Consider the following 18539-nt stretch of genomic DNA (forward strand, 5'->3'; position numbering starts at 1 on the left):
ACACTGAAAACTGTCTCTGCAACCTTGTGATGGTGCCGGCACCAGGAGTCGAACCCGGGACCTACTGATTACAAGTCAGTTGCTCTACCAACTGAGCTATACCGGCATAGGGGCGCTATTATAGCGATCGGTTTGGTTCTGTAAACCACTTCCGCTCAATCTTGCGCAAGGCCACGGTTCACGTGGCCTGCAGCCCTTCTACTACCACCCGCGATGCAGGCTTTCGGCCGTTGGTTCGGCCTTGGCCGGATCGAACAGCATCGGCTTCTGTTCATGGCAGCCACGCTTGCTGCATTTCACGTAGCGATGCGGCTGCGCCGGCAGGCCGTTGTCGCCCAGCACCTGCATCTGCGGCATGTCCCAGCCCGCAAGGCTGTCGCCGCGGCTGGCGTGCCCGCCGGCACAGCCACCCAGCAGCAGGGCAAAGGCCACCAGGGCGATGGTGTTGAAGGTGTTCATGGTCATATGTGTTTTCCCGATTGCATCATGCGGCCCGCAAGCCGTCAGTCCTTGTTCAATATTCGGTGAATCGTGCCGCCACAACCCTGGTAGCACTGGTCGTACTCGCGCCCGCAATCACTCGACAGCCCCGCGCTGTAGGGGTAGCTCGGGTAGTAGCAACTGCGCCGCGCATCCTTCTTGCTCTTGCCCTGCTGGCAGTACTGGTAACTGCGCATCTCGGACTGGTACAGGGCCTGGTTGGCGTTGTCCTGCATGCGTGCCAGTTGCCCGCAGTAGTTGCGCTGCTGCGAGCACGCGCTGATGCACTGCATGCCGTGCTGGCTCGGCGGTGGCGAATAGCGATAGGTGTAGCTCGGCCCACAGCCGCCCAGCAGGCCGGCGGCCAGCAGCAGCGCTGCGCGCCAGTGAAAGGTGATGCTCACGAGAGGGTGTTCCTTGTTCAGTCCTCGCTGAATTCCAGCAGGTCTCCCGGCTGGCACTTCAGCGCGCGACACAGCTTCTCCAGGGTCTCGATCTTGAAACCCTTGATCTTGCCGTTCTTCAGCAACGATAAGTTAGCTTCGGTAATGCCAATAATCTCGGCCAGGTCCTTGGAACGGATCTTGTTCCGGGCCATCACGACGTCGAGCCTGATGATTATCGGCATGGGGCTAGGCTAGACATAACAGTTGTGTTCATCGCTGATGGTCTTGGCGTCACGCATGAGGAGGGAGAAGGCACACAGCAATATGCCCTTCATGATCTCGTAAACCGCCGCGGATGATACACCGATCCCCACGCTGAAGCTCCTTTCGCCTGGCGGCAGGTCGATGCAGAAGGCCAGGCCCTGCAAGGTGGCGATCACCGGCCACAGCAACGGCAGGCCGATGCACAGCAGGCCCACCCACCACAGCAGCTTGATGTTGGAGGCCGTCCACGTCTGCCCGCGCGACAGGCGGATGAAGAACAGGCCGGTGAGGTACAGGGCCAATACCGACAGGCTGGCCGGGATCATGTCCAGGGTGATGACCAGTGCCTGGGCCAGGACGCTGGGCTGGAAGCCCGGCGCCACCAGCAGGGGCATCTGGTCGGCGAAGCTTTGCAGGTAGGCGGCCAGCACGTCGTGCCGGTCGAAAAGCCAGAACCAGGCATTGCAGCCAAATTCGGCCAGCGCCGTCCCCCACGCCAGCAACGCCGCAAAGGCACCGATTGCACGCAGACGCGAGCGTGCGTAGGCCACTGTTTTGCTGTTCATGGTTTTTCCTTGGTCTGGTTTGAACGGGGCGGATTATTGAGCAAAAATTATCGCAGTACAATAATTAATTGGTGTGGGATGAGGTGGTGTGGCGATTTGACTCGCAGGGGGGCGGGGTCAGCGTTGCAGCCTTCGCGGGTCAAGCCCGCTCCCACAGGGATCGCCGCCAACCTTGTGGGAGCGGGCTTGACCCGCGATTGGGCCTTACAGGCTACGCCGGATTTGGGAATTATAATTTACGGGCCTTGCAGCCAGCTTTCAGGGGCTTTCACCAAATAACGAATAATCCGCAGCAAAATTCATTAGTCATTCTCTATCGATTTGACTTCCACAATGCCCTCAGCTAATTTGTTGTGCATTATGTTGAACACTCAAGCGTTGCCGCTCCTCACCTCCCGCCTGGTTTCCCGTGAACGTCACTGGACCGGCGACCTCTAGCGCCACCCTCCCAAACCCCGGCTTTTTCGCTGACGCCCCCGTCAGCCCCTCGCGTTTTTCGTAATGCCCATGGGAGGGCACCATGCGTTCCTGGATCTATCTGTTCATCGCCATCGTGGCCGAAGTGATCGGCACCACGTCGATGAAATTCGCCGCCGATCATTCGCCGATTCTCGGTCACGCCCTCATGTACGCCATGATCGGCCTGTCCTACGGCTTCCTCGCGCTCGCCGTGAAGCGCGTGCCGCTGGGTGTGGCCTACGCCCTGTGGGAAGGCATCGGCATCGTGCTGATCACCGTGGTCAGCGTCACCTGGCTGGGTGAAAGCATCGGCCTGCTCAAGGCCCTGGGCCTGGGCGTGATGATCGCGGGTATCCTGCTGATCAAGTCCGGTACCCGCAGCGCCCGCCGTGAAACCACCGGGGAGGCCCTGCCATGCTGAGCCTGCAAGTGATCCCCTTTGCCTGGCTGGCACTGGCCATCGTGCTCGAGGTGCTCGCCAACCTGCTGCTCAAGTACTCCGATGGCCTGCGCAAGCGCTGGGTCGCGGCGGCGTCGATCGTCTGCGTGCTGGCTGCCTTCACGGCGCTGGCCCAGGCGGTCAAGGACATCCCCCTGTCGATGGCCTACGCCATCTGGGGCGGCTTCGGCATTCTTGCCACCGTGGCCATGGGCTGGGCCCTGTTCGGCCAGCGCCTGGCCGGCCGCGGCTGGCTTGGCCTGCTGCTTCTGCTGGGCGGCATGGGCCTGCTGAAACTGGCCTGATCGCAGCCCTTAGAGCCATTCGCGAAAATGCTTATGCACAAGCTGCATGCCAACTCGGCGCGTAGTGCATCGCCAGTGGCCAGCCCGTTCGTCTTTGCGCAAATGGCTGTTTTTGCTCAGGTTTAGAAGGTGAACAAAAAATGACCAGCTGTCGCCAGCCCTTGTCGGGCGGCTTTTTCAGCGATTCATCAAAATGTTGCGCACAGACTTATCCACAGGTTTGCGCGTCAGCTGCGTTCGGCCAGAAGCATCAGATTCCGAGGCGTGAGAGGGTAGGGGCAGAAGCTGCCAACGCGCACCTCGAAGCCCTGTTCGCCCAGGTACAGTGCGCGATCCAACACCAGCCATAGCTCCAGCGGGCGGCGGAACAGGTTGCGCACCTGTTCAAGGTTGCGCACCCGGGCCAGTCGCGCCCAGCCAGCCTGTTCCAGTGCCGCCCAGTCGGGCGCACCCGTTACCTGCAGCCCCTTGAGTTCGGCCAGGTCCTGGCAGTACTGGGCGAAGGGCTTGTGCAGCCAGTGGCTGGGCAGCGAAGGGGTGGGCAGGTAGCTGTCGCAGCCGCGAACCTCGCGTTGCAGCAGGTCGAAGCCCAGGCGCCGCGCCATCGACGCGTCACGCTGGCGGCGCACGCGGTTGCCGGCGGTGACGGTTTCGCTCAGCGGCAGGCCCAGGTCGTCGACCGACAGGCTCAACGTCGAAGCTTGAGCGGCTGTGGATAACGCTTGGTAGTGCGCTGCGCTGATACGGTTGTAGCAGCACGGCGCAATCGCCAGCTGACGGCAGCCGCCAGCGCTGGCCAGTTGCATCAGGCGCACGTGCAGGTCGCCGCAGGCATGCAGCGCAACGGCGGTGTGCTGGCTGCCCAGTTGGGTGGCAGCATCGGCGGCCATCACGTCCTGCAGGCGATGCTCCGCAGGCAAGCGGTGGTGCTGGCTGAGCTGTTCGCCGGCCAACACCAGCGCCGGGTCGTATTCCAGGCAGGTCAGTTGCTGCGCCGGGCCCAGCAGGCGCCGGCCCAGATGCCCCTTGCCCGCACACCAGTCCAGCCAGTGCGTGGGCTGGCGGGCAAAATCAAGGCGCCCGGCAAAGGCCTCGATCTGCTGCCATTTGCGCCCTGGCACGTCCACGTTCAGGCGCGGGTTGGCAGGGGCCAGCTCGATGGTGGATAACCCGCCCACCGCCGACAGCGCCTGGCACTGGGCGGCCAGCTGTGGATAAGGTGCGGGGGCGTGTTCAGGCGGGGTATCGGCCTCGCTCAGCGGCCGCTGGCGCAGCCAGTGGCTCAGGGCGGGGTGCTCGCGCTCCCACGGCAGGTGCAGCTGGGTAAACGGCCGCGGCCGCCACAGGCCCTGGTGCTCCAGCAAAAAGCTGTTAAGGGCCTGGAAGCGGCTATGCAGTGGCTCGCCCTGCAGTACCTCAGCGGCCCTGGCAGGCATCGACCCGCAACCAGCGCTCGAGCACCTTGAAGCCCTGCACCAGCAGGAACGAGATCAGCAGGTAGAACAGGCCGGCGGCAAAGAAGATCTCCACCGGCAGGTAGGTGCGCGCGATGATCGTGCGTGCCATGCCGGTCAGTTCCAGCAGGGTCACGGTACTGGCCAGGGCGCTGGCCTTGAGCATCAGGATCACTTCGTTGCTGTAGGCCGGCAGGCCGATGCGCGCCGCGCGCGGCAGCATGATGTAGAACAGCGCCTTGGCCCGGGACATGCCCAGCGCCCGCGCCGCCTCGATCTCCCCGCGCGGGATGGCCTGCAGCGCGCCCCGCAGGATCTCGGCGATGTAGGCGGCAGTGTGCAGGGTCATGGTCAGTACGGTGCACCAGAACGGATCGCGCAGGTACGGCCACAGGGCGCTGTTGCGCACGATCTCGAACTGCGCCATGCCGTAGTACACCAGAAACAGCTGCACCAGCAGCGGCGTGCCACGGAAGAAGAAGATGTAGCCATACGGCAGCGCGCGCACGTACCAGTGGCGCGAGGAGCGGGCGATGCCCAGCGGGATGGCCAGGATCAGCCCGGCGATGACCGCGATGGCCACCAGCTCCAGGGTCAGGGTTGCGCCCTGGGCCAGGCGTGGCAGCCACTTGATGATCACTTCCCAGTTCATTGGTTGGCCCTCGCGAAGCCGCGTGCGGCGCGTTTTTCCAGGAAGTGCATGCCGATCATCGCAAGGATGGTCAGGCCCAGGTAGATGATTGCCGCCACCATGTAGAAGGTGAACGGCTGCTTGGTGACGGTCACGGCCACCTGCGAGTGGCGCATGATCTCTTCAAGGCCGATCACCGACACCAGCGCGGTGTCCTTCATCAGGATCATGAACAGGTTGCCCAGGCCGGGCAGGGCGATGCGCCACATCTGCGGCAGGATCAGCCGCGAGAAGATCCGCGCCTTGGACAGGCCCAGGGCCAGGCCCGCTTCGCGGTGGCCTTTGGGGATGGCCAGGATCGCGCCACGGAACACTTCGGTGGCATAGGCACCGAAGCACAGGCCCAGAGCGATCACGCCGGCAGCAAAGGCGCTCAGCTCAAGGCCGGGAATATTCAGGAGGTCGCCCAGCTTGCTCATCAGGCTGACGGTGCCGAAGTAGATCAGCAACACCCACAGCAGCTCGGGCACGCCGCGCACCAGGGTCGAGTAGAAACCGCCAAGCCACTGCAGCGGCTTGTACGGCGAGGTCTTGGCCAGGGCGCCGAGCAACCCCAGCACCAGCCCCAGGCACAGGGCCGACAGCGCCAGTTGCACGGTCATCAGGGTGCCAGCCGCCAGGGCCGGACCGAATCCGTAGAGATCAATATTCATGGGCAGGCTTGTTCAGGGACGGGCACCGCCGCAGGGGCGGTGCCGGTCGGGCGAATCAATAGATGCTGAAAGGGAAGTACTTGTCGTTGATCTTCTTGTAGGTGCCGTCGGCAACGATTTCCTTGAGGGCGGCGTTCAGCCTGTCGCGCAGCTGGGTGTCACCCTTGCGCACGGCAATGCCGACCTTGTCGCTCTCGTTGACCGGGTCGCCCTTGAACTCGTAGTTCTTGCCGGCATCGGACTTGAGCCAGTCGTAGTTGGCGTACTTGTCGGCCAGGATGGCGTCCAGGCGGCCGGAGGTCAGGTCCAGGTAGGCGTTTTCCTGGCCGTCGTACAGGTTGACCTTGAAGTCGCCGTCCATGCCGCCGTTGTCGTCCAGCCAGGTTGCGGCCTGGGTGGCGCGCTGGGTGCCGATGGTCTTGCCCTTGAGCGAGGCGCGGTCGGTCTTGAAGTCGACGTTTTTCGGGGCGATGAACTGCTGCTTGTTGGAATAGTACGGGTCGGTGAAGTCAACGGCCTGCTTGCGCTCGTCGGTGATCGACAGCGACGAGATCAGGAAGTCGAACTTCTTGGCGTTCAGGGCCGGGATGATGCCGTCCCAGTCGGAGGTGACCACTTCGCATTCGACCTTCATCTTGGCGCACAGGGCGTCGCCGATGTCCTTGTCGAAGCCTACGACCTGGCCGCTGGCATCCTTGTTGTTGAAGGGCGGGTAGGCCGCTTCGATGCCCATTTTCAGCTTTTCGGCGGCCATGGCGTTGGCCGAGAACACCAGGGTGGCGGCAGCGGCCAGGAGGAATTTCTTGTAGTTCTGCATGCGTGTTGCTCCGTTAGCGGTTGCTGGACATGAATTGTTTACAACGCGCCGAGTTCGGGTTTTCGAAAACCTGCTGCGGCGATCCTTGCTCTTCCACCAGGCCCTGGTGCAGGAAGATGACTTCACTGGACACCTGCCGGGCGAAGCTCATTTCATGGGTAACCAGTAGCATGGTACGGCCTTCTTCGGCCAGCGCGCGGATCACGTTGAGCACTTCCTGGACCATTTCCGGGTCCAGCGCCGAGGTGGGCTCGTCGAACAGAATGACCTTGGGCTTCATCGCCAGGGTGCGCGCAATGGCGGCACGCTGCTGCTGGCCGCCGGAGAGTTCGGCCGGGTAGCTGTGGCGCTTGTTGTGGATGCCGACCTTGTCCAGCAGCGCCTCGGCGTGCTCGATGGCCTCGGCCTTGCTCTGGCCGAGCACCCGGCGCGGCGCCTCGATGATGTTGTCGAGCACGCTCATGTGCGGCCACAGGTTGAAGTTCTGGAACACGAAGCCGATCTCGCTGCGCAGGCGGTTGATCTGCCTGTTGTCGGCGGCGACCAGTTCGCCGTTCTTGCCGGCCTTGAGCCTGAGCTCTTCACCGGCGACCAGGATCTGGCCTTCGTGGGGGTTTTCCAGCAGGTTGATGCAGCGCAGCAAGGTGGACTTGCCGGAACCGGACGATCCCAGGATCGAAATCACGTCGCCGTCGCGGGCGGTCAGCGAAATGCCCTTGAGAATCTCCTGCGCGCCGTAGCGCTTGTGCAGGTTGCGGATTTCCAGCGCGGGCGTGGCCTGGGCCATGTGCGGTCCTCTTGAGTTCTGGTGCGTGCCTGCTGTTGTCGGCCTTCCTGGCGAGGCGCAACGCTAGCATAGCGCTCGAACGACAGCCAACAACGGCGGGTGGGGCGAAGGGCCTGTGGGCAGGTGGGTGTCGCATCGATGCAGCGGACTGTCGCGCGGATGACCGCGCACCCCATTTCCACGGGCCGTAGCCGTGATGAAAAAAGGCGCGATGGTGCCAGTTTTGGCCGATGCTGGAAAGCCGTTTTTGACCGGTTGCACAGCATCCGGGGGTTTTGCCGGCCCTGGGCTGCGGCGCAGCCCGGGTCGTTGCTCAACCGAATTTCTTCTGCTTGGAGACGATCTCCGAGGCCTGCACATAGGCGTCCTGGAACTCGTCGCTCTCCAGCCACTGCATCGCTTGGGCCTCTTCGGTGCCGTCCAGCCAGTGGCGGTAGGCGCAGAACACCTTGCAGATGTAGTCGGTGGAGTGTTCTTCCTTGTGCCCCTTGAGCACCAGGGCCAGCAGCGGGTCGACCAGGAACACGGCAATCATCGAGGCCAGGCCGGTGTCCTGTGCCTGTTTCATCTTTTCGAACAGCGCGGTGTAGCTGCCCGATTCCATGGCCTTGGTGAACACTTGCTCGACGCTGGCGCTGGCGCTCTCGCCGCTGCTCTTGACCGCCTGGCCGCTGCGTACCATGCGGTTCTCGCGGGCCTTGCTGGCGGCGCGCTTGGCGCGTTTTTGCTGTTTGCTGCTGGAAGCCATTGCGGGTAATCCTTGAAAGAAGGTGATGCGTGGCGCTATTGAACCTCACTCCCTCGGCAAACCCAAGCCTGTGTCGCCGCGTGCAGCAGGGGCGTGCCGCTAGGGCAGCCGCCCGCACAGCGCATTGCCTTCATAGCCGTGCATGATCGGCGCCAGGAACATGAACGGGCCGCAGGCATTGAGGTAGGGGTTCTTGTCGACGCTGTGGGTGGTGTACATCAGCACGCGCTCGTCGCCGAACCTGTCGTGGCCGAACGCGGCTTCGGTGTAGGTCGAGCACACCGGCAGCTTCAGCGGCACGGGCAGCACCACCAGCCACAGGCTGATGCCGCACCATTCCCGGGTGGCTTCGGAACGTTCGGTGCGGGTGATGTGCGGGGTGATATCACGGCCGAGCAGCTGGCGGTAGGTGTCGGTCTTTTCGACGCGGGTCTGGGGCGAGGCGGACTTGAAGCCGACGCAACCGTTCAGGCACACCAGCGCAAGCGCCGTCATCACAAGCCTTTTCATCCATGAACCCTGGTAGGCGCCGGCCTGGCCGGCGAAGGTGACGACCTGGGGAGCACCAAATCGCAGGCAATAAAAAACCCCAAGGAATCACTTCGCTTGGGGCTTTTCGGTATTAGTGGTGCCCAGAGACGGAATCGAACCGCCGACACGGGGATTTTCAATCCCCTGCTCTACCGACTGAGCTATCTGGGCAACGGGGCGCATTAAAAGCGTTTTTCGGATTTGCGTCAACGACTTTTTGAAAATTTATTAAATTAATTCCGTCGCTTACGAATTTCCGGGGTTATTCGGCAGGCGGCACGTAGCCTTCGGCCTTCTCGTATTCTTCGCCGGAGAAGAACTTGTCCATCTCGCCCTGGAGGTACTTGCGGTCCTCGGCGTTCATCATGTTCAGGCGCTTCTCGTTGATCAGCATGGTCTGTTCCTTCTGCCAGTCGGCCCAGGCCTTCTGCGAGATATGCTCGAAAATGTCCTGGCCCTTGGCGCCGGGATACGGCGGGCGCTCCAGGCCAGGCAGCTCTTCTTTGTACTTGCGGCACATTACGGTGCGGGTCATGACGACTCTCCTGCATTCAATACGTGGGCCGCGCGTTTGAGCAGTTTCTTGACCGGGGCAGCAAGGCCCAGGCGCGGCGGGGTGGCGAGGTTATACCAGAGCCAGTCGGCCTCGGCCACGTGGTCACCCTGGGGGGCCACCGGCACCAGCCAGGGTTGGATCGCCAGCTGGAAGTGGCTGAAGGTGTGGATCAGGCTGTCCAGCGCCACGGGCTCGCCCAGGTTCACCCCGTGCTGCTCGGCCAGGTGTTGCAGGTCGTCGAGGCTGTCCAGCTCCGGCAGGCTCCACAAACCGCCCCACAGGCCGCTGGACGGGCGCCGGTACAGCAGGATGGCGCCCTCGTTGTTGGCCAGCAGCGGCATCAGTGTGCTGCGCTGGGGCAGGGTCTTGCGCGGCTTGGGGATCGGGTAGCGGATCTCCTGGCCGAGCATGTGCGCCTCGCAGCCGCGCTCCAGCGGGCACAGCAGGCAACTGGGCTTGCTGCGCGTGCACAGGGTGGCGCCCAGGTCCATCATCGCCTGGGTGTAGTGGTTGACCCGGCTGTGGGGGGTAAAGCGCTCGGCGTTGGCCCACAGCGCCTTGGCCACCTTGGGCTCGCCCGGGTAGCCTTCCTGCGCGGTGTAGCGGGCCAGCACGCGCTTGACGTTGCCGTCCAGGATCGGCGCACGCAGGCCCATGCTGATGCTGGCGATTGCCCCGGCAGTGGACAGGCCGATGCCGGGCAGCTCGGTGAGCTTCTCGACATCGCGCGGGAATTGGCCGGCGTACTGCTCCACCACGATCTTCGCGGTCTTCTGCAGGTTGCGCGCGCGGGTGTAGTAGCCCAGCCCGGTCCACAGGTGCAGCACCTCGTCCTCCGGCGCCGCGGCCAGGGCCTCGACGCTGGGCAGGGCTTGCATGAAGCGCCCGAAGTAGTTGAGCACGGTGCTCACCTGGGTCTGTTGCAGCATGATCTCCGACACCCACACCCGGTACGGGGTGATGCCCTGTTGCCAGGGCAGGTCGTGGCGGCCGTTACGGTCGTACCATTCCAGCACGGCGCTGGAAAACTGCTCGGGATTCATCGTTTGAACAGGCCCTTGAGTGCGTCTTTGAGTTCGGGACTGACCTTGTCACCCAGCTTTTCGTTGAGCTTTTCCTGCAGCTTGTTGCCCAGCGCCTTGCCGGCCAGCTTGCCCAGGCCATCCTTGTCCACGCGGCAGGCCTTGGCACCCAGCTCCAGCGGGCCACGGCAGCGCAGCGGGAACTCCAGCCCCACGTAGCGCTCGTTGACCTGGCAGGCCGGGTCGGGCATGTCGCGCTTGTCGCCCTCGACGATCACGCCCACGCGGTAGTCCATGCCCAGCACGCGCAGGTCGAGGTCGCCGTGGCCGTTGACGGTCAGGCCCGGGATGCGCACCTTCAGGTCCGGGTTGCTGGCCACGCCGTTGCGCAGCACCAGGCTGCCCTTGAGTTCCTGGAACGGGGTGTCCTTGCCGCGTGGTTCGCCGCTCAGGGCCTTGCGGTTGAGGGTGGCGATGCCCTGGCACAGCTGCTGCTCGAGGTTGGCATTGACCAGCACACCGTTGTTGATGACGAAGCTGGCGTTGCCATTGAGGGTGTCGATCAGCGCCTTCTGGCTGTTGCCGCTGCCGGTCAGGTTGCTGCTCAGGGTCAGCAGGCCCTTGACCGGCGGGGTGTCGGTCTGGCTCTTGATGAAGTGCTCCACCGGTACGCGGTTGACCTGGGTACTCAGGCCGATCTGCGGTACCGCAGGGCGCACGTCGAGGGTGCCCTTGGTAGCGAAGTCGCCGTTGTAGAGGCCGCCCTGCAGGGTGTCCAGGGTGATCAGGCCACCCTGGCCACGGGCCTTGAGCACGGCGTTCTGGATAGGCAGCTGTTCAAGGGTGAGCACGCCGAAGCTCAGGTCTGCCTGCAGGTCGAGTACGCGCAGGCGGTCCACCGGCAGCAGCTTGTCGGTGCTCCAGGCGGTCTTGGTGGGTGCGTCCGGCAGCGGTGTGGTGCCGGCTCCGGCCAGCGCACCGGCTTCATTCTGCTGCACCTCGGCCTGGCGCGCGGCCTTGGCGCCGGTGGCGGCCTCGCTCTTGGCCGGCAGGTAGCGGTCGGCATTGAACGTGTCGGCTTTTAGCTGCACGCGCAGGGCTTGCTTGGCGAAGTCATCCACCGCCAGGCGGCCGGTGAAGGTGCTGTCGTCGAGCTTCACTGCCAGGTCTTCCAGAGCCAGGCGGGTGGGGCTGCCTTCCAGGCGGCTGACCAGCTCGAACTTGCCCAGGGTGGCGGCATCGGCCATCGGTGGCACTGCCACGCCGACGCTGTCGAGGAACGTGCGCAGGTCGAGCTGGGCGATGGACAGGCCGCCGGTGAGCTTGGGCGTGCTGTTCAGGTCACGCACGTTCAGCTCGCCCAGGGCGCGCAGCTGGTTGGCCGACAGCTTCAGGCCGTTCCATTCGGCGACGTTCGCGGCCATGTCCACCAGCAACTGGCCCTGGGCGGCGAAGGTCATGGTCTTGCCCTGCAGCGGCTCGCCGGAGGCTTCGCCACTGAGCTTCATGTCTTCGAACTGATAGCGCTTGAGCGCACGGTCGAAGCGCAGCTCGCCCTTGAGCTCGGTGCGGGCGCGCAGGGCCGGCTGGCCAGCGCTGAAGAAGGCGGTCATGGTCAGCGGAATGTTGACCCCTTCGTGAACCGCGCCGGTGCTCAGCTGGATGCTCTCGGCGCTGAAACTCTGGCCGCTTTGCGCATCGCTGTACTGCACCTTGGCGTTGTTCACGGTGAGGCTGTCGATGTCCAGCTTGACCGGGCGCTCGGCGGCGGCCGGCTTGGCCGGGGCCTCGCCTGGGGCCGGTGTGCCGGCGCTGCCTTCGGCCGGTGCAGCTGGGGTGGCGGCCGGCAGCGGCTTGCCGATGTCTTCCCAGTTGCCGTGGCCGTGCTCGTCGCGGGCCAGGGTCAGGTTAAGGCCCTCGACGCGCACGTCGCTCATCTGCACTTCACGGCGCAGCAGCGGCAGTACACGCACCGACAGGCCGAGCATCTGCAGGTCGGCGAATGGCACCTTGGGATTGTTGAGCGTGGCGATGCTCGCCTCGTGCAGTTCCAGCCCCAGCCACGGGAACAGGCTCCAGCCGATGTCGCCGTTGAGCGTCAGCTCGACGTGGGCCTTGTCGCGTGCCAGCTGGCGGATCTCGTCTTTGTAGTCGTTGGGATCGAAGAGGTGGGTCAGGGCAAAGCCCAGCGCCACAATGATCAGCAACAACCCGAGTATCACCAGCCCCAGGATTTTGCCGAACGCTTTCATGGGCGAGTCCTTGTAGTCCGATTGTAAAATTCAGCCGCAGAGTATAGCCCCGTGCAGGGCGCGCGGGCGCGGCGCGACCCGGGTTTGGACAGCAACCGGCGGGGCAGTTCCTGACACGGGGGTATCAGTTTTCGCAAAAACCACAGTATCAGCCTAATTTCAGCGAGTGCGGCGAATGGTACTCTCTCGCGCCTCCACGGTCCCGTTGCGGCCGATTGTCGCGTCAAAGGGCCGGTTGCCAGATAAACGACGTGCTGCCCCTGGCAGCCAAAGTCGCAGGCAGCAGGCCTGGTCGGTGGAGCATCCATATCACGAGGGGAACAACAATGAGCAGCACTACGGTGGGCGGCATCGCCAGTACGCCCGGCTTCCTGTCCAAGGAACGCATTGTCGCCAGGGCCGGTTTCAACCGCTGGCTGGTGCCACCGGCGGCCCTGGCCATTCACCTGTGCATCGGCATGGCCTATGGCTTTTCGGTGTTCTGGCTGCCGCTGTCGCAGGCCATCGGTATCAGTGCGCCGGTGGCGTGTGCGCCGGAGATGAGCTTCGTGGGGCGCCTGTTCACCGCCGAGTGCGACTGGCCGATCTCGATGCTGAGCTGGATCTACACGCTGTTCTTCGTGTTCCTCGGTTGTTCGGCGGCCATCTGGGGCGGCTGGCTGGAGCATGCCGGGCCGCGCAAGGCCGGGGTGGTCTCGACCCTGTGCTGGTGCGGTGGCCTGCTGATGTCGGCGCTGGGGGTGTACACCCACCAGCTGTGGCTGATGTGGCTGGGCAGTGGCGTGATCGGCGGTATCGGCCTGGGGCTGGGCTACATTTCGCCGGTATCGACGCTGATCAAGTGGTTCCCGGACAAGCGCGGCATGGCCACCGGCATGGCGATCATGGGCTTTGGCGGTGGCGCCATGGTCGGCGCGCCACTGGCGGCGGCGCTGATGAGCCACTTCGCCGGCCCTGACGGGGTGGGCGTGTGGCAGAGCTTCGTGGTGATGGCGCTGATCTACTTCGTGTTCATGCTCGGCGGCGCCCTGGCCTACCGCGTGCCGCCCACCGGCTGGAAGCCCGAAGGCTGGAGCGCGCCGCAGAAAAAGGCCGGCAACGCGATGATCACCCACCGCCACGTGCACGTCAGCGTGGCGTGGAAGACGCCGCAGTTCGCGCTGATCTGGCTGGTGCTGTGCCTTAACGTGTCGGCCGGCATCGGCATTCTGGGCATGGCCTCGCCGCTGCTGCAGGAAGTGTTCGCCGGCAAGCTACTGGGCAACGACCTGAGCTTCAGCCAGCTGGATGCCACGCAACTGGCACAGATTGCCGCCATTGCCGCGGGCTTCACCGGGTTGCTGAGCCTGTTCAACATCGGCGGGCGTTTCTTCTGGGCCTCGTTCTCCGACTACATCGGGCGCAAGAACACCTATTTTGCCTTCTTCGCCCTAGGCGTGGCGCTGTATGCGCTGATCCCGAACATGGGCCACCTGGGCAACATCGCGCTGTTCGTGGCGGCGTTCTGCATCATCCTGTCGATGTACGGTGGCGGCTTCGCCACGGTGCCGGCGTACCTGGCCGATCTGTTCGGCACGCAGATGGTGGGCGCCATTCACGGTCGCCTGCTGACCGCCTGGGCGGCAGCCGGGGTGCTGGGCCCGGTGCTGATCACCTACCTGCGCGAATATCAGCTGGAGATGGGCGTGGAGCGGGCGGCGGCGTATGACATGACCCTGTACATCCTGGCCGGGCTGCTGGCGCTGGGCTTTTTGTGCAACGCGCTGGTGCGGCCGGTGGCCGACAAGTACTTCATGACCGATGCGCAACTGGCGGCCGAACAGGCGCTGGGGCACGACAAGGGCGCCAATGGCAGCACCGTGCTGGAGTGGAAGGCCGCGCCGGGCAGCCGGCCGCTAGTGATTGCCGCGTGGCTGGTGGTGGGCATTCCGCTGGCGTGGGGGGTGTGGGTGACCCTGCAGAAGACTGCGGTGCTGTTCCATTAAAGGCATCGCGGGTCAAGCCCGCTCCTACAAGGATCTCTGCTGACCGTGTGGGAGCGGGCTTGACCCGCGATGAGGCCGGTACTGCTGACGCAAATTCCCCGCCAACTGTCTTCTTCGTTCCAAGCCACGCGTATCTAGGCCTATAATGGACACCTTTTTCGCCCAATGATTTTGCGGAGCTGGTGATGGTCGAACGTACGGCTAGCGTCGAGCGCAATACTCTGGAAACCCAGATCAAGGCCTCGATTAACCTGGATGGCAGCGGCAAGGCCCGATTCGATATCGGTGTGCCTTTCCTCGAACACATGCTCGACCAGATCGCCCGACATGGGCTGATCGATCTGGACATCGAGTGCAAGGGCGACCTGCACATCGACGATCACCATACCGTCGAAGACGTCGGTATCACCCTGGGCCAGGCATTCAACCAGGCCATCGGCGACAAGAAGGGCATCCGCCGCTACGGCCATGCCTACGTGCCGCTGGACGAGGCGCTGTCGCGCGTGGTCATCGACTTCTCCGGCCGCCCGGGCCTGGAGATGCACGTGCCCTTCACCCGCGCCACCGTGGGCGGTTTCGACGTCGACCTGTTCCAGGAATTCTTCCAGGGCTTCGTCAACCACGCCAACGTCTCGCTGCACATCGACAACCTGCGCGGGCACAACACCCACCACCAGATCGAGACCGTGTTCAAGGCCTTCGGCCGCGCACTGCGCATGGCCATCGAGCTGGACGAACGCATGGCCGGCCAGATGCCGTCGACCAAGGGCTGCCTGTAATGCAGACGGTAGCCGTTATCGACTACGGCATGGGCAACCTGCACTCGGTGGCCAAGGCCCTGGAGCACGTGGGCGCCGGCAAGGTGCTGATCACCAGCGATGCTGCGGTGATCCGCGAGGCCGACCGCGTGGTGTTCCCGGGTGTGGGCGCGATCCGCGACTGCATGGCCGAGATTCGCCGCCTGGGCTTCGACAGCCTGGTGCGTGAAGTCAGCCAGGACCGCCCCTTCCTCGGCATCTGCGTGGGCATGCAGGCCCTGCTCGACCACAGCGAAGAGAACGACGGCGTCGATTGCATCGGCCTGTTCCCGGGCAATGTGCGCTTCTTCGGCAAGGGCCTGCACGAGGACGGCGAGCACCTTAAGGTGCCGCACATGGGCTGGAACGAAGTATCCCAGGCCATCGACCACCCGCTGTGGCACGACATCCCCGACCGTGCGCGCTTCTACTTCGTGCACAGCTACTACATCACCGCCGCCAACGCGGCGCAGGTGGCGGGCAGTGGTCACTATGGCGTCGACTTTGCCGCCGCGCTGGCCGACGGCTCGCGCTTTGCCGTGCAGTTCCACCCGGAGAAGAGCCATACCCATGGCCTGCAGCTGCTGCAGAACTTCGCCGGCTGGGATGGTCGCCGGTAATGGGCAAGTCCCGCGCCAAGCGGCCGATCCTCACCCTCGCGCCTGAAGAAGAGCGCGAGGCGCTGGCCAAGCTCAAGCGTTTTCTCGAAGACCGCTTCGAGCTTGAGCTGGGTTCGTTCGAGGTGGCTGAAGTGCTGGAGCTGTTCAGCCAGGAGATTGCACCGCATTACTACAACAGGGCGATTTTCGATGTGCAGGCGCACCTCAAAGAGAGGTTCGAAAGCATTGAAAGCGACTTGTGGTCGCTCGAGAAGAACTGACTTCCCGAGCTCACTGTTTACCGAATAGACAGGTTCCCCAGATGCTGATTATTCCCGCTATCGATCTCAAGGACGGTGCTTGCGTACGTTTGCGCCAAGGCCGCATGGAAGATTCCACGGTATTTTCCGATGACCCGGTGAGCATGGCCGCCAAATGGGTCGACGGTGGCTGCCGCCGCCTGCACCTGGTCGACCTGAACGGTGCCTTCGAAGGCCAGCCGGTCAACGGCGAGGTGGTGACTGCCATTGCCAAGCGCTACCCGAACCTGCCGATCCAGATCGGCGGCGGCATCCGCTCGCTGGAAACCATCGAGCATTACGTCAAGGCCGGCGTCAGCTACGTGATCATCGGCACCAAGGCGGTCAAGCAACCCGAGTTCGTGGCCGAAGCCTGCCGTGCGTTCCCCGGCAAGGTGATCGTGGGCCTGGACGCCAAGGACGGCTTCGTGGCCACCGACGGCTGGGCCGAGGTCAGCTCGGTGCAAGTCATCGACCTGGCCAAGCGTTTCGAGGCCGATGGCGTCTCGGCGATCGTCTACACCGACATCGCCAAGGACGGCATGATGCAAGGCTGCAACGTGCCGTTCACCGCCGCTTTGGCTGCCGCCACCAAGATCCCGGTGATCGCCTCCGGTGGCATCCACAACCTGGGTGACATCAAGGCCCTGCTCGACGCCAGGGCACCGGGGATCATCGGCGCCATCACCGGCCGTGCGATCTACGAAGGCACGCTGGATGTGGCCGAGGCGCAAGCCTTCTGCGACAGCTACAAAGGCTGAGGAGAACGGCATGGCGCTGGCCAAACGCATCATCCCTTGCCTGGACGTCGACAACGGTCGAGTGGTCAAGGGCGTCAAGTTCGAGAACATCCGTGATGCCGGCGACCCGGTGGAAATCGCCCGTCGCTACGATGAGCAGGGTGCCGACGAGATCACCTTCCTCGACATCACTGCCAGCGTCGATGGCCGCGACACCACGTTGCATACCGTCGAGCGCATGGCCAGCCAGGTGTTCATTCCGCTGACCGTGGGCGGCGGCGTGCGCACTGTGCAGGATATCCGCAACCTGCTCAACGCCGGTGCCGACAAGGTCTCGATCAACACCGCAGCGGTGTTCAACCCCGAGTTCGTGGGCGAGGCCGCGCAGCATTTCGGCTCGCAGTGCATCGTGGTTGCCATCGATGCCAAGAAGGTCTCCGGCCCGGGCGAAACCCCGCGCTGGGAGATCTTCACCCACGGCGGGCGCAAGCCTACCGGGCTGGATGCGGTGGAGTGGGCGAAGAAGATGGAAGGCCTGGGCGCGGGCGAGATCCTGCTCACCAGCATGGACCAGGACGGCATGAAGAGCGGCTTCGACCTGGGCGTGACCCGCGCCATCAGCGACGCGCTGGGCATTCCGGTGATCGCCTCCGGTGGTGTGGGCAACCTGCAGCACCTGGCCGACGGCATCCTGGAAGGGCATGCCAGCGCAGTGCTGGCGGCCAGCATCTTCCACTTCGGCGAGTACACGGTGCCTGAAGCCAAGGCCTACATGGCGCAGCGCGGCATCTGCGTGCGCTGAGCGGCCGCATTCGCCGGCAAGGCCGGCTCCTACACTGCAGCGAACCTGTAGGAGCCGGCCTTGCCGGCGAAGCATTTGCTGTTAAGGTAATGCAGGCACATCGCCAGGGAATCGGGTCCATCCTATGTTCACACGCTTGCTCGTCGTGCTCGTCAGCCTCTTCTCCCTCGCTGCCACCGTCCGCGCCGCGGACCCGATGGTGCTGCTCACCGAAAACTTCCCGCCCTACAACATGGCCAGCGACGGCAAGAACTTCGCCCGCGAAGACAAGATCCAGGGCATCGCCGCCGACCTGGTTCGCGAGATGTTCAAGCGCGCCGCCATCCCCTACAGCATGACCCTGCGCTTCCCGTGGGAACGCGTGTACCAGCAGGCCCTGAACAGCCCCAATCACGGTGTGTTCGTGATGGCCCGCCAACCCGACCGCGAAAAGCTCTTCAAGTGGGTCGGGCCGCTGGGCCCTGACGACTGGATTCTGCTGGCCCGCCCCGACAGCCCCATCACTCTCGAACACCTCGGCGACGCGCGCGGCTACCGGATCGGTGCCTATAAAGGCGATGCCATCGCCCAGCACCTGAGCAGCAAGGGGCTCAAGCCGATCACCGTGCTGCGCGACCAGGACAACGCCCGCAAGCTGCTCGAAGGCCAGATCGACCTGTGGGCCACCGGCGACCCCGCCGGTCGCTACCTGGCCCGCCAGATCGGCATCACCCAGCTCAAGACCGTGCTGCGCTTCAACGGCGCCCAGCTGTACCTGGCACTCAACCGCCAGGTACCCGATGCGGTGGTGGAAAAGCTCCAGCACAGCCTGGACCAGTTGCGCGACGAAGGCTTCGTCGACGCCACCTTCGCCCGCTACCTGTAAGCGCCTAACTATGTAGTGCCGCGGCCATGCACCGGGCTGCTG

At 64.1% G+C, this 18539-nt stretch carries 23 protein-coding genes and 2 tRNA genes; 9 read left to right on the plus strand and 16 right to left on the minus strand.

Annotated features, from left to right (window positions below; genetic code table 11):
- Positions 1-30: 30 nt before the first annotated feature.
- The 5 genes from NP552_RS07555 to NP552_RS07575 form a co-directional block, all read right to left on the minus strand.
- Positions 31-106: transfer RNA gene (locus NP552_RS07555), tRNA-Thr, on the minus strand.
- Positions 107-201: 95 nt separating this feature from the next.
- Complete coding sequence (locus tag NP552_RS07560; RefSeq protein ID WP_258660821.1) at positions 202-465, minus strand: hypothetical protein; 264 nt, start codon at positions 463-465, stop codon at positions 202-204.
- Positions 466-503: 38 nt separating this feature from the next.
- On the minus strand, positions 504-884 hold the full coding sequence (locus NP552_RS07565) for a hypothetical protein (RefSeq protein ID WP_043862226.1): 381 nt from the start codon (positions 882-884) through the stop codon (positions 504-506).
- Positions 885-901: 17 nt separating this feature from the next.
- Positions 902-1108 carry a helix-turn-helix domain-containing protein gene (locus tag NP552_RS07570; protein ID WP_043862225.1) on the minus strand — a complete coding sequence of 69 codons (207 nt, stop codon included), beginning with the start codon at positions 1106-1108 and terminating at the stop codon, positions 902-904.
- A 9-nt stretch (positions 1109-1117) separates the two neighbouring features.
- Positions 1118-1696: a hypothetical protein gene (locus tag NP552_RS07575; RefSeq protein ID WP_043862224.1), complete on the minus strand. Its 579-nt coding sequence runs from the start codon at positions 1694-1696 to the stop codon at positions 1118-1120.
- A gap of 520 nt (positions 1697-2216) precedes the next feature.
- Here NP552_RS07575 and NP552_RS07580 point away from each other — a divergent pair.
- On the plus strand, positions 2217-2576 hold the full coding sequence (locus tag NP552_RS07580; protein ID WP_043862223.1) for a multidrug/spermidine efflux SMR transporter subunit MdtJ: 360 nt from the start codon (positions 2217-2219) through the stop codon (positions 2574-2576).
- Positions 2570-2899 (plus strand): multidrug/spermidine efflux SMR transporter subunit MdtI, encoded by a 330-nt coding sequence (gene mdtI / locus NP552_RS07585; protein ID WP_043862222.1) that lies wholly within the window; start codon positions 2570-2572, stop codon positions 2897-2899. The genes NP552_RS07580 and mdtI overlap by 7 nt, the downstream gene beginning before the upstream one ends.
- A gap of 227 nt (positions 2900-3126) precedes the next feature.
- Here mdtI and NP552_RS07590 read toward each other — a convergent pair whose 3' ends face one another.
- The 11 genes from NP552_RS07590 to NP552_RS07640 all read right to left on the minus strand — a co-directional run bounded on the left by NP552_RS07590 (position 3127) and on the right by NP552_RS07640 (position 12410).
- A complete protein-coding gene (locus NP552_RS07590) occupies positions 3127-4335 on the minus strand; it encodes a methyltransferase (RefSeq protein ID WP_274096609.1) in 1209 nt (402 codons plus the stop codon).
- Positions 4316-5005: an ABC transporter permease gene (locus NP552_RS07595; RefSeq protein WP_043862220.1), complete on the minus strand. Its 690-nt coding sequence runs from the start codon at positions 5003-5005 to the stop codon at positions 4316-4318. Before NP552_RS07595 ends, NP552_RS07590 begins: the two co-directional genes overlap by 20 nt.
- Positions 5002-5697, minus strand: a complete 696-nt coding sequence (locus NP552_RS07600; RefSeq protein ID WP_043862219.1) for an ABC transporter permease — start codon at positions 5695-5697, stop codon at positions 5002-5004. The genes NP552_RS07595 and NP552_RS07600 overlap by 4 nt, the downstream gene beginning before the upstream one ends.
- A 55-nt stretch (positions 5698-5752) precedes the next feature.
- Positions 5753-6514, minus strand: coding sequence for an ABC transporter substrate-binding protein (locus NP552_RS07605; RefSeq protein ID WP_043862218.1), 762 nt, complete (start codon positions 6512-6514; stop codon positions 5753-5755).
- Between the two features lie 13 nt (positions 6515-6527).
- Entirely contained in the window at positions 6528-7301 is a 774-nt protein-coding gene (locus NP552_RS07610) for an ABC transporter ATP-binding protein (protein ID WP_054915791.1), read from the minus strand.
- Positions 7302-7614: 313 nt separating this feature from the next.
- Positions 7615-8049 carry a hypothetical protein gene (locus NP552_RS07615; protein WP_043862216.1) on the minus strand — a complete coding sequence of 145 codons (435 nt, stop codon included), beginning with the start codon at positions 8047-8049 and terminating at the stop codon, positions 7615-7617.
- A gap of 99 nt (positions 8050-8148) precedes the next feature.
- Positions 8149-8559, minus strand: a complete 411-nt coding sequence (locus tag NP552_RS07620) for a hypothetical protein (RefSeq protein WP_054915790.1) — start codon at positions 8557-8559, stop codon at positions 8149-8151.
- Positions 8560-8675: 116 nt separating this feature from the next.
- Positions 8676-8751 (minus strand) — tRNA-Phe (locus NP552_RS07625).
- A gap of 91 nt (positions 8752-8842) precedes the next feature.
- A complete protein-coding gene (locus NP552_RS07630; RefSeq protein ID WP_043862214.1) occupies positions 8843-9115 on the minus strand; it encodes an oxidative damage protection protein in 273 nt (90 codons plus the stop codon).
- Positions 9112-10179, minus strand: a complete 1068-nt coding sequence (gene mutY / locus NP552_RS07635) for an A/G-specific adenine glycosylase (RefSeq protein ID WP_274096610.1) — start codon at positions 10177-10179, stop codon at positions 9112-9114. Before mutY ends, NP552_RS07630 begins: the two co-directional genes overlap by 4 nt.
- Positions 10176-12410: an AsmA family protein gene (locus tag NP552_RS07640; protein WP_054915789.1), complete on the minus strand. Its 2235-nt coding sequence runs from the start codon at positions 12408-12410 to the stop codon at positions 10176-10178. The genes mutY and NP552_RS07640 overlap by 4 nt, the downstream gene beginning before the upstream one ends.
- A gap of 326 nt (positions 12411-12736) precedes the next feature.
- Here NP552_RS07640 and NP552_RS07645 point away from each other — a divergent pair, with 326 nt between their 5' ends.
- The 7 genes from NP552_RS07645 to NP552_RS07675 all read left to right on the plus strand — a co-directional run bounded on the left by NP552_RS07645 (position 12737) and on the right by NP552_RS07675 (position 18497).
- Positions 12737-14395, plus strand: a complete 1659-nt coding sequence (locus tag NP552_RS07645) for an OFA family MFS transporter (protein WP_274096611.1) — start codon at positions 12737-12739, stop codon at positions 14393-14395.
- Positions 14396-14580: 185 nt separating this feature from the next.
- Positions 14581-15174, plus strand: coding sequence for an imidazoleglycerol-phosphate dehydratase HisB (hisB, locus tag NP552_RS07650; protein WP_043862210.1), 594 nt, complete (start codon positions 14581-14583; stop codon positions 15172-15174).
- A complete protein-coding gene (gene hisH, locus NP552_RS07655) occupies positions 15174-15812 on the plus strand; it encodes an imidazole glycerol phosphate synthase subunit HisH (protein ID WP_043862209.1) in 639 nt (212 codons plus the stop codon). Before hisB ends, hisH begins: the two co-directional genes overlap by 1 nt.
- Positions 15812-16072: a DUF2164 domain-containing protein gene (locus tag NP552_RS07660; RefSeq protein WP_043862208.1), complete on the plus strand. Its 261-nt coding sequence runs from the start codon at positions 15812-15814 to the stop codon at positions 16070-16072. The genes hisH and NP552_RS07660 overlap by 1 nt, the downstream gene beginning before the upstream one ends.
- 41 nt (positions 16073-16113) lie before the next feature.
- Positions 16114-16851 (plus strand): 1-(5-phosphoribosyl)-5-[(5-phosphoribosylamino)methylideneamino]imidazole-4-carboxamide isomerase, encoded by a 738-nt coding sequence (gene hisA / locus NP552_RS07665; RefSeq protein ID WP_043862207.1) that lies wholly within the window; start codon positions 16114-16116, stop codon positions 16849-16851.
- A gap of 10 nt (positions 16852-16861) precedes the next feature.
- On the plus strand, positions 16862-17632 hold the full coding sequence (hisF, locus tag NP552_RS07670; protein ID WP_043862206.1) for an imidazole glycerol phosphate synthase subunit HisF: 771 nt from the start codon (positions 16862-16864) through the stop codon (positions 17630-17632).
- 124 nt (positions 17633-17756) lie between these two features.
- The gene (locus tag NP552_RS07675) at positions 17757-18497 is read left to right on the plus strand and encodes a substrate-binding periplasmic protein (protein ID WP_054915786.1); all 741 of its coding nucleotides are present in this window, start codon (positions 17757-17759) and stop codon (positions 18495-18497) included.
- Positions 18498-18539: the final 42 nt, after the last annotated feature.

The organism is Pseudomonas sp. 8209 (genome assembly GCF_028682105.1).
Classification (GTDB): Bacteria; Pseudomonadota; Gammaproteobacteria; order Pseudomonadales; family Pseudomonadaceae; genus Aquipseudomonas; species Aquipseudomonas palmensis.